Below are 12,537 nucleotides of genomic sequence, written 5' to 3' on the forward strand. Positions count from 1 at the left end.
GAAAATAATGACAAAATTGCTTGCGGGAATAATGGCAGTTGCCGTCAACCTGCTTGCCTCCGCTGACGCTGACAAGAGCCCCACCACCGCTGACGTGATGGCATCACTGGCACCGTCAGACTGGCGGCAGCCAGACCCGGCCAACCTGCTGTATATGCAAACCCGCAGCGGTGAAATTATTATTGAACTGGCTCCCGCTTTTGCCCCCAAACACATCGCCAACATTCGCACGATGGTCAAGGAACGTTACTTCGACGGTTTGACCGTTACCCGCTCTCAGGACAACTATGTAGCCCAGTGGGGCAACCCGGACTCTGAAAACCCCAACGCAATCAAAAACCTTGGTTCCGCAAAAACGTCGCTGAAGGCCGAGATATTCAAGCCCCTGAAAGGTAACGAAATTGCCCCCATTGAAAGCCGGGATGCCTACGCCGACTACGTGGGCTTCAGCCACGGATTCCCCGTTGGCTACGACGACAAGCGCTACTGGATGCTGCACTGCTATGGCATTGTGGGTGTTAGCAGGAATACCGATCTCGACAGCGGAGACGGCTCATCCCTGTATGCGGTTACCGGCCACGCACCGAGGCACCTGGACAAAAACCTGACCTTGGTAGGACGCGTTATTTGGGGTATGGAACACCTATCCAGCCTGCCACGCGGTACGGGTAATCTGGGGTTTTATGAAACCGCTGAAGAACAAGAACCAATTATCAGTGTGCGTCTGGGCAGTGAGATAAAAGAAGCTGAGCGAACTCGGTTAAAGGTGATGCGTACCGATACCGAAGCCTTCCAACGCTGGGTACAATCCCGCCGCTACCGCAGTCATGAATTCTTCCACGATCCGACAGGGCGTATTGGCATTGGCAATATTATTCCGCCGGTGGAAATTCAATAAAGGACGGCCTTCGGCCTACAGTTTACAGGACGGTGGCTACGCCACCTACAGGTCGCGGGCAAAGCCCGCTACAGGTTAGGGGGCGTTCTCAATTAGTGAGCTGTTGCTGCTGGAGCCCATTTTGGCTCTCAGCTAGGCGCCGTGAGTGCTGCGTAGTCGCTCTACATGAGCGAACGGCAACACCGCTGAGGGACAAAATGGGCCCAGCCCTTCGGGTTGCGCCTGAAATGGCGCCATACTGTGTTATTCGTCGCTTATTTGCTTTTCGTTTAAAAGAAAATACCAAACCACTCTCCTCATGCCTTGTCTGGCGCCATTTCAGGCACAACAGCAATAACTCACTAATTGAGAACGCCCCCTAGCACGCCTAATAAAATCACCCTGTAAGCTCTTATTTGAGCTTTCTTTCCCCCGCATCCACCGACTGCAGTATCAGGGTGTTAATGGTCATTGGCCCAACGCCACCGGGAACCGGGGTATAGGCCGCCACGCGATCTACCAGCGGGCCCAATTCAATATCGCCCACACCGGGGGGGTGATAACCCGCATCCACCACCACGGCACCGTCTTTAACCCATTCGGCTTTAATCAGTTCCGGCACACCCACAGCGCCCACCACAATATCCGCCTGCTTGACGTGCTCTGCCAGATTTTGGGTACGGGAGTGGCAAATGGTGACGGTGGCGTTGGCGTTCAGCAGCATGGCCGCCATGGGTTTGCCCAGAATCGGGCTGCGGCCCACTACCACGGCGTGCTTGCCATTAAGGTCGATATCGTAGGCTGCCAGCAGGCGCATAATGCCCTGTGGAGTGGCAGAACCGTAGGCTGCCTCGCCCATGGCCATACGGCCAAAGCCCAGGCAGGTCACACCGTCTACGTCTTTATTGAGGGCAATGGCGTCGAAGCAGGCGCGCTCGTCAATCTGCGCTGGCACCGGGTGTTGCAACAAAATGCCATGGCAATTGGGGTTGTTATTCAACTCGTGGATTTTTGCCATTAGTTGCTCGGTGGTAGTTTGCTCCGGCATTTCCACGGCAATGGATTCCATGCCCACCCGCTTGCAGGCATTTTGTTTCATGCGCACGTAAGTGGCCGAGGCCGGATCTGCGCCCACCAAAATGGTGGCCAGAATGGGGGTATCCCCGCCCTTGGCTTTCAGGGCGGCAACGCGCTCGCTGAGTTCTGTTTCGGTTTGTTTGGCAACGGCTTTGCCGTCGAGAACAAGTGCAGTCATGTGAGGTTCCGCTGTGGAGTTGTGGGCATGGCAAGGGGCGTAATTTTCTCACGGCAACCGCCCCCTGTGAAGGGACGATTTTCTCCTCTTGAGGGCCTGTTCTGGCCGCCAACTTCCTGTATAATTGCGCGCTATTTTGGCCGGGGGCTCCTGTGTTTTTATCGGGGCAGCCGTCAACCCAGTTTCACTAACAGCACATTCGAGAATAGAAATGTCTGACTTATCCCTGTATCGCAACATCGGCATCTTCGCCCACGTAGACGCCGGTAAAACCACCACCACCGAGCGTATCCTCAAGCTCACCGGTAAAATTCACAAAACCGGTGAAGTGCACGACGGTGCCGCCACCACGGACTTTATGGAACAGGAAGCCGAACGTGGCATCACCATTCAGTCTGCGGCCACCACCTGTTTCTGGAACGACCACCGCATGAACATCATCGACACCCCGGGGCACGTTGACTTCACCGTTGAAGTGTACCGTTCCCTGAAAGTGCTCGATGGCGGCGTTGGCGTATTCTGTGGCTCTGGCGGTGTTGAGCCCCAGTCCGAAACCAACTGGCGCTACGCCAACGAATCCGAAGTGGCTCGTATCATCTTTGTCAACAAGCTGGACCGCATGGGCGCCGACTTCTACCGCGTTGTTGAACAGGTGAAGAAAGTGTTGGGCGCCAACCCGCTGGTGATGACCCTGCCAATCGGCATCGAAGACGACTTCAAAGGCGTTGTTGACGTACTGAGCCAGAAAGCCTACATCTGGGACGATTCCGGGCAGCCGGAAAACTACGAAGTCACTGACATCCCCGCCGAAATGGTGGACGACGCCGCCATGTACCGCGAGCAACTGATCGAAACTGCCGTAGAAATGGACGACGACCTGATGATGGCCTACATGGAAGGTGAAGAGCCCTCCATCGACGACATCAAGCGCTGCATCCGCGAAGGCACCCGCACCCTGGCGTTCTTCCCCACCTACTGTGGTTCTGCGTTCAAGAACAAAGGCATTCAGCTGGTGCTGGACGCAGTGGTTGACTACCTGCCAAGCCCCACCGAAGTAGACGCCCAGCCGCTCACCGACGAAGAAGGCGAGCCCACTGGCGAAGTGGCTACCGTATCCAAAGAAGAACCCCTGCGCGCCCTGGCGTTCAAGATCATGGACGACCGTTTTGGCGCCCTGACCTTTATTCGCATTTACTCCGGCGTGATGAACAAGGGCGACACGGTGCTGAACAGTTACACCGGTAAAACCGAGCGCATCGGCCGCATGGTGGAAATGCACGCCGACGACCGCACCGAACTGAGTAGCGCCCAGGCCGGTGACATTATCGCTGTTGTCGGTATGAAGAACGTGCAAACCGGCCACACCCTGTGTGACCCGAAAGCCCCTTGTACTCTGGAGCCCATGGTCTTCCCGGACCCGGTAATCTCCATTGCGGTATCTCCGAAAGACAAGAGCTCCACCGAAAAAATGGGCGTTGCCATCGGTAAAATGGTGGCCGAAGACCCCTCCTTCCAGGTGGAAACCGACGAAGATTCCGGCGAAACCATCCTCAAAGGTATGGGCGAGCTGCACCTGGATATTAAAGTGGATATCCTCAAGCGCACCTACGGTGTGGAGCTGGAAGTGGGCCAACCACAGGTTGCCTACCGCGAAACCATTACCCAGCTGATCGAAGACAGCTACACCCACAAGAAGCAGTCTGGTGGTTCCGGTCAGTTCGGTAAAATCGACTACCGCATCAAGCCCGGCGAGCCCGGCTCCGGCTTCCAGTTCGAATCCACGGTTGTGGGCGGTAACGTACCTAAGGAATTCTTCCCGGCTATCGAGAAGGGCTTTAAAGGCATGATGGAAACCGGCCCGCTGGCCAGCTTCCCGGTGCTGGACGTTGAAATCGAGCTGTTCGACGGTGGCTTCCACGCCGTTGACTCCTCAGCAGTGGCCTTCGAAATCGCCGCCAAAGGCGCGTTCCGTCAGTCCATGCCCAAAGCCGGCCCGCAACTGATCGAGCCGATCATGAAGGTGGACGTGTTCACCCCGGAAGATCACGTAGGTGATGTTATCGGCGACCTGAACCGTCGTCGCGGCATGATCAAAGACCAGGAGCCCGGCACCACTGGCGTTCGCATCAAAGCCGACGTACCGCTGGCAGAAATGTTCGGCTACATTGGCCACCTGCGCACCATGACCTCTGGCCGCGGCCAGTTCTCCATGGAATTCAGCCACTACCTGCCCTGCCCGCAGAACGTAGCTGAAGAAGTAATCGCCAAAGAGAAAGAGCGTCAGGAAGCCAAGAAGTAAATCTTCTTAAATCCTGAAACGCAAAACCCCGGCAGTGCAAGCTGCCGGGGTTTTTGTTTTTAGATAAGTTAGATGAACAAGGAAATGATCGTACCGATAACAGCACCAATCAACACACCTTTGGCAATTATTTTATAGGAAAATATGGGGTGGCTGACGGGGATCGAACCCGCGACAACAGGAATCACAATCCTGGACTCTACCAACTGAGCTACAGCCACCGTAGAGATTTGCAGCATTACGCCGACAACTTTGACCAAATATGGCACGCCCGGCAGGATTCGAACCTGCGACCATCCGCTTAGAAGGCGGATGCTCTATCCAGCTGAGCTACGGGCGCTCAACACATTTACTGCCGGACACTCCCAAAGGAATGAATTGGTCGGGGTAGAGAGATTCGAACTCCCGACATCCTGCTCCCAAAGCAGGCGCGCTACCAGACTGCGCTATACCCCGACAAACTCCTTACAACCGCTGACGTAAAGCACATCCGGGGCCGTTTCAGGAAGGTGCGCATAATACTGATGCAACTATCTGCCGTCAATCAAATTATTGGCCCAAACAGGTGTCTATGTAACAGCGACTTTACCACTTTGTGACATGATAACTGTTACGGTAAAAAGCTATTAATCCGGCAATACAAAAGGCGTCCTGCCTTTTGTATTGGCGCTCAATAACTTTCACATAAAAGAAAGTAACGCACTTGCGCGGAAGTGCTTGATTTTATTGAGCTCGCGCTGACTGCACCAGCGGCGGCACATCCTTGCGCCGCATTATTAAACGCAACCTGTAAGGTTGCCGGTTTAACATCAAAGGAACACTTATGCTCGCGCAACGACTGGTTGCCCACCGCGGTTTTCAGCACCACTATCCGGAGAACACCCTGGCCTCAATCGAGGGGGCGATTGCTGCCGGAGCCTTGAATATTGAGCTGGATGTGCTGTTCAGTAAAGACGGCGAGGCAGTGATCTACCACGACAGCAATCTGCTGCGGGTCAGCGGCGTGGATAAAGAGCTGCACCACCTGACCCTTGATCAGCTTGTTCAACTGCCCGCCAATGAATCGGAGCGCTTTGGAGCCCGGTTCGACAATGAACGGATTGCCCCCCTGTCTGCCCTGCTGCCAATCATGCTCGCACACTCCAATGTGCGCTTTTTTGTAGAGGCCAAGCGCAGCGGTCTGGCCTTTGTGGGGGTTGACGCGGCCCTCGACAAATTGACTGCTCTGCTCGCTCCGGCCCAGACACAAGTGGTGTTGATCAGCTTCCATAAAGAATTTGCGGCGGCGGCGCAGCAAAGGGGCTGGCAGGCAGGCGTGGTGCTGGAAGGCTGGGAAGACTTGCAACATCCCCTGGTGAAACAACTGTCCCAAGGCCATGTGTTTTGCAACCAGCGGCATATTCCTGCGGATGCCGATTTGGAGTCATTGAGCAGCACTCTGGTGGTGTACGAAATCGGCAACCCCCAAAGGGCTATTGACTGGTTACGCAGGGGGGCAGATATGGTGGAAACCTTTAATATTGGCGGCTTGTTAACCGACAACCCATGAAACCACTGGACTCTCTTTTGTCACAAAACAGTCTATTCGATGTCACCATTATCGGTGGCGGCATACAGGGCGCGGGTGTAGCTCAGGCTGCTGCCGCTGCAGGCTATTCTGTCCTGCTTCTGGAGCGGGGCGATATAGGTAATGGCACTTCCAGCAAATCCAGCAAATTGATTCACGGTGGCTTGCGTTATCTGGAAAGTGGCCAGCTTCGCCTGGTATGGGAGAGTCTCAAGGAACGGGAGCTGTTGCTGAAGTTGGCCCCGGGGCTGGTACATCGGCAGCATTTTCATATCCCCCTGTACCGCACATCCAAGCGCAAAAGCTGGCAGTTACGCCTGGGTTTATTCCTTTATTATCTGCTGGCCGGTGGCGGCAGTGACAACCGCTTTCGGCACTTTCCCGGAAAAAACTTGAGCCGCTTTGATGAGCTTGAACGAAACGAGCTAACCGATATTTTTCGCTACAGTGATGCACAAACCGACGACCAGGCACTGACCCGGGCGGTTGCCCACTCCGCCGAACAGTTGGGTGCCAATCTGTTGTGCCAGACACGGCTGAAGAAAGCCCAGTGGCACGACGGCAATTACCTGATTGATGCGCAGGTTGAAGGGAACAACCGGCGTTTTAAAAGCCGTTGCCTGGTGAACACTGCCGGCCCCTGGGTGAATCTGGTGGCCAACGCCATTCAACCCAAGCCCCCTGCCCTGGATGTGGAGCTGGTACAGGGCACCCACCTGTTGTATTCAACGCCGTTTACAGAGCATTGCTATTACCTGGAGGCCCCTCAGGATGGCCGGGTAGTATTTGTTCTGCCCTGGCAGGGACAAACATTGGTGGGTACTACGGAAACCCTGTTTCGTGGTCACCCGGACGAATGCCAGCCGCTGCAAGAAGAAGTCGACTACCTGAAAGCCGTGATCGCCCACTACTTTCCCGAAAACACCCAGGAGCCCAGCGGTCAGTTTGCCGGCTTGCGGGTGTTGCCCAAAGCACAGGGGGCGGCGTTTTCAAGAAGTCGGGAAGTTCAATTGGTGACTGCGGGCAATTACCTGGCCCTGTATGGCGGCAAACTCACTGGCTATCGCGCCACCGCCCAGCGAGTGATTCCGCATTTGGAACGTATGCTGGGGTTGCGAAACCGGGTGGCGGATACGTCTGAATTACCTTTGCCGCGAGAACAGCCAGAAGATAAAGACTCCTGAGCCTTATTGCTGCACTTTGGCAAGTAACTCGACGGCACTATCCACAATTAACGGCTGTTGTTGCAAGTGGGTAAAGTGGCCGGACTTTTTCAGTTCTATTACCGTCAGGTTGGGGTTGTGGGCCTGCACTTTTCGAATAAACGGTATGTTTTTTTTACTCACCAGAAAATCTTTGTGGCCATGAATCATGGTGGTTGGAATGTTCAGCTGTTCCCAGCGCCCGTTCATTTCCGTCAGGTGTTTTTCCAAAACCAGCATTTCCCGGTTGGCCTTGCGCAGTGGCTCGCCAATCAAAGGTTTTACCAAACGCCATTTTGCTACCCGGTGATGTGTGCGGGGTTTGCCCAGCTCCGGGTTATAGGTGCCCGACAACAACAGCAGGCCGTCGACCAGTTGGGGGAAGTCCGCCGCAACCCGGGGAGCGAGGGAGGCGCCCAGCGAATGGCCCACAACGATGATCGGTCCCGCCGGGTTTTGCTCCCGCAACTGTTGCAACAATAATCCTATCTGGCTTGCCTGATAAGAAAACGCCAACGGCGAATGGCCATCACTCGCCGTAGATTGCCCCCAGCCCGGGCGGTCAATGGAAATCACCTGAAAGCGGCTGCGCAATTGTGGCTCGATCATCAGGGCAGACATATCTGACCAGCTGCCCGGTGTGCCGTGAATCAGCACCAGTGCCGGCAGCTGTGAATCGCCAGCACTGGCATAGTGGAGAGTTCCCTGGGGGCTTTCGATACGGTCAAAGTGAATATCGCTGTTGCCAGCGATATGTTGGTTGAACTGTTGGCGGTGTTCGCGAAACACCTTGAAGGTCGAGCAGGCAGATACCAGTGTGGCCAGAGCCAACAACGTCAATGCCAGTAAAAGGTATCTGCTCATGGAAAATGTATTCCTCCAACAACCCGCCATCGAGCGCGAAGTCCTCTGCCACAACGGTCAAGATTGCCGCGTCGCCTGTGGCTCCTCGCAATGACAGGTTATTTTTACCCTCGTCATTGCGAGCGCAGCGAAGCAATCTCAAACCAGTGATGCCCACTCAGGAATAAAAACGATTCCCGCTGAGCTTCTGCCACCACCGCAGCAAGCCCCTTTCTACGCCCTGTTCTGCCGCCAGACCCAGCTTTTCCTGAATATTCTTCTTTTGTACAAAGGACACTTCGTACAAATCCGCATCCGCCATTTGGCCACTGAGATATTCATCACTGGTCACCACTTCATCCACCAGTCCCAACGCCTGAGCTTTGCTTCCCAGCCATACTTCGCCGGTGGCTACCTGCTCTATATCCAGGTCGGGGCGACGCTCTGCCACATAGCTCTTGAACTGCTGGTGAATCTCCTCCAGGTCCTGACGAAATTTTTGCCGGTCTTCATCGGTGTTTTCGCCCAGCATGGTAAGGGTGCGCTTGAAGTCACCGGCGGTGTGCTGCTCAAATTCGACATCGTGTTTTTTGAGAAGTTTATTAAAGTTGGGCAACTGCCCGATAACACCGATGGAACCGATCATGGCAAAGGGGGCACTGAGTATGCGGTCGCCCACGCAAGCCATCATGTAACCACCACTGGCGGCCACTTCGTCGACGCAGATAGTCAGGGGGATGGACTTTTTGCGAATACGATCCAGCTGGCTGGCCGCCAGACCATAGCTGTGTACCGCGCCGCCGGGACTTTGCAGCTTCAACACCACTTCGTCTTTGTCGGTGGCTTCTGCCAGTACAGCGGTAATACTCTGGCGCAACTGGGAAACCGCCGATGCTTGAATATCACCATCAAAAGCCAGTACAAACACCCGCTTGCGGGCTTCTGGTTCGCCGTCTTTTTGCGCCTGTTTTTGCTTTTTCTGTTTGTCTTTGTCGGCTTTCTTCTGCTTTTTGCGCTCGGCTTTTTGTTGCTCCGGGTCGAGCACAGCGTCTTTCACCACATGGTGCATCTGCTCGGCAAATTCATTCAACGGCAATACTTCGATATGACCTTTGTCACCTTTGCGGTGGCGCTGCCCCAAATTGCTGATTATGCCGACGATAAGGGCAACCACCACCACAAAGGTGATTGCCTTGGCCAGAAACAGGCCGTATTCCATCAAAAATTCCAACACAGTTCTCCAACAGCTCTGTACAAACAAGCGGCGCAGTATAGCTTATTTACTGCAACGACTGACAAAGCCTCGAATCAACTGCCCGGACAAGGTGTGCTGATTGGGGTGTGGCGGCAGGTCGCTGTAGTGAAACCAATCTGCCTCGACAATTTCTATGCCGTCCGGAGTGATGTCGCCATGGTCGTATTCGGCGTAAAATCCCAGCATCAACTGACCGGGAAAGGGCCAGTACTGACTGGAAAAATAGCGTAATCCGCTTACCGATACCCCCACTTCTTCCTGTACCTCCCTGCACACGGTCTGTTCCACCTGCTCCCCCGGCTCCACGTACCCCGCCAGGCAGGTAAAGTAGTCACCGCGCCCCCCATGGCGGGCCAGCAGGCACTGGTCGCCACGGGTTACCAACATAATGGCGCAGGGTGACAGGCGCGGATAACAGGAGTGCTGACAGCGCTCGCAGTGCATGGCGTGCTCGCCATCCAGTTGGCGGGTTTTGCTGCCACAGCGCCCGCAGTAACGGTGTTCTTTATAACTGTCCAGCAACTGTACCGCCCTGCCAGCCAAGGCAAACAGCGCCTCCCCTTGCTCCAGCAATGAACGCAACGGCAACAGCTCCGCACCTGCCGCCACCATTTTCTCAGCCACCGGCTCACTCAATTCAATGGCGTGGCAATGCTGCCCCTGATATTCACCAACGGTTATCTGCTTTTCCTGTTGTAAAACCCAGGGCCGGGCATCTGCCGTTGACCATAAAGGTCTGCCACTGCTGCAGGCGGGCGCAATAATGTGCTTTTCGCAGACAAGTAAAAAACAAGTAGCTGGCTTAGTTGTGGTCATTATTTCGCTTTTCCCCTAATCAAAGGTGGAGAGCTGCTTCACTGAACAGCTTTTTAAAAGTATTTTTAACAATCTGCTGGCTGCAATGCCTGGCTGTCAGTATAATTCGCGCGCCAAAAATCCCCTCCACTATACAACCTGTCCAGGCTACCAAATGAAAATTCTTTTCACTGCCCTCATTACCCTGCTGTTTCCCGGTATGGCCATGGCCTCTGGTGAAGCCCCCGCCGCATTGGGTCTCACCGATCACTGGATAGGCTATACGGCAATTGTTATTTTTGCCATTGCCTATACTTTTGTCATTTTTGAGGAACAGATACACCTGCGCAAGTCGAAGCCCGTGCTGGTTGCGGCCGGCATTATATGGATTCTGATTGCTGCCTACTGCTATTACGGCATTGGCGATCACCACCTGGCGTCCATTGCCATTCGCCACAATTTTCTGGAATACGCCGAGCTGTTTTTCTTTCTGTTGGTGGCCATGACCTACATTAATGCCATGCTGGAGCGCAATGTGTTCGACGCCCTGCGGGACTGGTTAGTGGTTAAAGGCTTTTCCTACAAAGCGCTGTTTTGGCTAACCGGTATACTGGCGTTCTGTATTTCCCCTATCGCCGATAACCTGACCACTGCCCTGATTATGTGCGCGGTGGTACTGGCGGTGGGCCAGGGGCAACCGAAATTTGTTGCTATTGCCTGTATCAATATTGTGGTGGCTGCCAACGCCGGTGGTGCCTTCAGCCCCTTTGGTGACATCACCACGCTGATGGTGTGGCAGAAAGGCGTGGTGCCTTTCGGACAGTTCTTTTATCTGGTGATCCCGTCTATTGTAAATTTTGCCGTGCCTGCCGCGATCATGCATTTTGCCTTGCCCAACGGCAGCCCAAGCTCTGCCCAGGAGGGCATCACCGCCATCAAATTTGGCGGCATGGGTATCTGTGTATTGTTTATTTTCACCATTGCCACTGCGGTTTGCTTTCACAACTACCTGGAGCTGCCACCGGTATACGGCATGATGTTTGGTTTGGGTTACCTGAAACTGTATGGCTTCTTCATCAAGAAAAAAGAAAAACTGCCGGTGGATATTACCAATACACCGGGAGCCCAGGGCGGCCAGTCCGAAGACAGCGAGCACGGCTTCGATGTATTCAGCAAAGTCGCCCGCTCAGAATGGGATACCCTGTTCTTCTTCTACGGCGTGATTCTGGCGGTGGGTGGCCTGGGCTATATTGGCTACCTGGCACTGGCTTCGGAGTTCTTCTACAACGACCTGGGTGCCACCAACGCCAACATTATTGTCGGCTTCGCCTCTGCTATTGTGGACAACATTCCAGTGATGTTTGCGGTACTGACCATGATGCCGGAGATGGATTTGTTCCAGTGGCTGCTGGTTACACTCACTGCTGGTGTTGGCGGCAGTCTGCTGTCAGTAGGTTCCGCAGCCGGTGTTGCCCTGATGGGCCAGGCCCGTGGTCAGTACACCTTTTTCAGCCATCTGAAATGGAGCTGGGCCATCGCCCTGGGTTACGCGGCCAGTATCTGGGCGCACTTTTTGGTAAACGGTGGTTTGCAAGGGGTTCCGGTTTAAGGCGACAGCCTACAGGAGACAGGGCGCAGGCTGCGCCTGCTTACAGAATGGGTTTTGCCTTCTGTTTTCTGTCACCTGTCCCCTGCAAGCCAAATACAGCTACCTGAAGATTTCTGAATTGCCTCCAGCTTGCGCTGGTGCTCTGCCAGCTCTGCTTCGCTGGCAGCAATAACAGCCAGTGGCGGGCGATTGCTGTCCAGGCGGCGTATCTGCTGTTCGCCTGATTGAGCGGTGCTGCCGCCCTTGCCTCCAAGCCCCAGGGTAACCTGGCCACCGGTCATGGCCAGGTACACTTCCGCCAGAATCTCCGCATCCAGCAGTGCGCCGTGCAGCTCTCGGTGAGCATTGTTGATGTGATAGCGCTTGCACAGCGCATCCAGGTTGTTCTTCTGCCCGGGGTGCTTCTGGCGGGCCATCACCAGAGTGTCCACCACCGTGCAGTAGTCGCGGGTCTTTTTGTATTTGCCTTTCAGCTTGCCGAATTCATGGTCCATAAAGCCCACATCAAAGGGGGCGTTGTGGATAACCAGTTCGGCGCCATCGATAAACTCCAGAAACTCTTGAGCTACCTGGGCATACAGGGGTTTGTCCGCCAGAAACTCGTTGGAAATACCGTGTACTTCAAACGCCCCCTGATCCACTTCCCGCTCCGGGTTGATGTATTGGTGATAGTGTTTGCCGGTGAGCTTGCGATCCACCAGTTCCACACAGCCGATCTCAATAATGCGGTGATCCTGGGAAATTTCGATACCGGTGGTTTCGGTATCCAGTACGACTTGTCTCATGTACAAAGTTCCTTTGGTAAGAATGCAATCCGAGTCGCAGCAAAACCCAG

10 protein-coding genes and 3 tRNA genes are annotated in these 12,537 nt (G+C 54.6%); 5 read left to right on the forward strand and 8 right to left on the reverse strand.

Features of this window, described 5'->3' with window-relative positions; genetic code table 11:
• Positions 1 to 7: 7 nt before the first annotated feature.
• The gene (locus tag ACVBEJ_RS00875) at positions 8 to 898 is read left to right on the forward strand and encodes a peptidylprolyl isomerase (RefSeq protein WP_447127699.1); all 891 of its coding nucleotides are present in this window, start codon (positions 8 to 10) and stop codon (positions 896 to 898) included.
• A 391-nt stretch (positions 899 to 1,289) separates the two neighbouring features.
• On the opposite strand, the gene folD is transcribed toward ACVBEJ_RS00875, so the two are convergent.
• Complete coding sequence (gene folD / locus ACVBEJ_RS00880; protein WP_447127700.1) at positions 1,290 to 2,132, reverse strand: bifunctional methylenetetrahydrofolate dehydrogenase/methenyltetrahydrofolate cyclohydrolase FolD; 843 nt, start codon at positions 2,130 to 2,132, stop codon at positions 1,290 to 1,292.
• A gap of 211 nt (positions 2,133 to 2,343) precedes the next feature.
• Here folD and fusA point away from each other — a divergent pair, with 211 nt between their 5' ends.
• Positions 2,344 to 4,431, forward strand: coding sequence for an elongation factor G (fusA, locus tag ACVBEJ_RS00885; RefSeq protein ID WP_447127701.1), 2,088 nt, complete (start codon positions 2,344 to 2,346; stop codon positions 4,429 to 4,431).
• A gap of 145 nt (positions 4,432 to 4,576) precedes the next feature.
• Here the strand turns inward: fusA and ACVBEJ_RS00890 are convergent.
• The 3 genes from ACVBEJ_RS00890 to ACVBEJ_RS00900 form a co-directional block, all read right to left on the reverse strand.
• Positions 4,577 to 4,652: transfer RNA gene (locus ACVBEJ_RS00890), tRNA-His, on the reverse strand.
• Between the two features lie 42 nt (positions 4,653 to 4,694).
• Positions 4,695 to 4,771 (reverse strand) — tRNA-Arg (locus tag ACVBEJ_RS00895).
• Positions 4,772 to 4,810: 39 nt separating this feature from the next.
• Positions 4,811 to 4,887: transfer RNA gene (locus tag ACVBEJ_RS00900), tRNA-Pro, on the reverse strand.
• Between the two features lie 367 nt (positions 4,888 to 5,254).
• On the opposite strand from ACVBEJ_RS00900, the gene ACVBEJ_RS00905 reads away from it, so the two are divergent.
• Together ACVBEJ_RS00905 and ACVBEJ_RS00910 are read left to right on the forward strand one after the other, a co-directional pair.
• The gene (locus ACVBEJ_RS00905) at positions 5,255 to 5,980 is read left to right on the forward strand and encodes a glycerophosphodiester phosphodiesterase family protein (RefSeq protein WP_447127702.1); all 726 of its coding nucleotides are present in this window, start codon (positions 5,255 to 5,257) and stop codon (positions 5,978 to 5,980) included.
• Positions 5,977 to 7,182, forward strand: a complete 1,206-nt coding sequence (locus tag ACVBEJ_RS00910; protein ID WP_447127703.1) for a glycerol-3-phosphate dehydrogenase/oxidase — start codon at positions 5,977 to 5,979, stop codon at positions 7,180 to 7,182. Before ACVBEJ_RS00905 ends, ACVBEJ_RS00910 begins: the two co-directional genes overlap by 4 nt.
• A 3-nt stretch (positions 7,183 to 7,185) precedes the next feature.
• Here ACVBEJ_RS00910 and ACVBEJ_RS00915 read toward each other — a convergent pair whose 3' ends face one another.
• The 3 genes from ACVBEJ_RS00915 to nudC form a co-directional block, all read right to left on the reverse strand.
• A complete protein-coding gene (locus ACVBEJ_RS00915; RefSeq protein WP_447127704.1) occupies positions 7,186 to 8,064 on the reverse strand; it encodes an alpha/beta fold hydrolase in 879 nt (292 codons plus the stop codon).
• Between the two features lie 157 nt (positions 8,065 to 8,221).
• Entirely contained in the window at positions 8,222 to 9,274 is a 1,053-nt protein-coding gene (sohB, locus tag ACVBEJ_RS00920; RefSeq protein ID WP_447127896.1) for a protease SohB, read from the reverse strand.
• Positions 9,275 to 9,319: 45 nt separating this feature from the next.
• Positions 9,320 to 10,114 (reverse strand): NAD(+) diphosphatase, encoded by a 795-nt coding sequence (gene nudC, locus ACVBEJ_RS00925; protein ID WP_447127705.1) that lies wholly within the window; start codon positions 10,112 to 10,114, stop codon positions 9,320 to 9,322.
• Between the two features lie 154 nt (positions 10,115 to 10,268).
• Here nudC and nhaD point away from each other — a divergent pair, with 154 nt between their 5' ends.
• On the forward strand, positions 10,269 to 11,702 hold the full coding sequence (gene nhaD, locus ACVBEJ_RS00930; RefSeq protein ID WP_447127706.1) for a sodium:proton antiporter NhaD: 1,434 nt from the start codon (positions 10,269 to 10,271) through the stop codon (positions 11,700 to 11,702).
• A gap of 71 nt (positions 11,703 to 11,773) precedes the next feature.
• Here the strand turns inward: nhaD and dnaQ are convergent, their stop codons facing one another.
• Complete coding sequence (gene dnaQ / locus ACVBEJ_RS00935; RefSeq protein WP_447127707.1) at positions 11,774 to 12,487, reverse strand: DNA polymerase III subunit epsilon; 714 nt, start codon at positions 12,485 to 12,487, stop codon at positions 11,774 to 11,776.
• Between the last annotated feature and the right edge of the window lie 50 nt (positions 12,488 to 12,537).

This window comes from Porticoccus sp. GXU_MW_L64 (genome assembly GCF_052983295.1).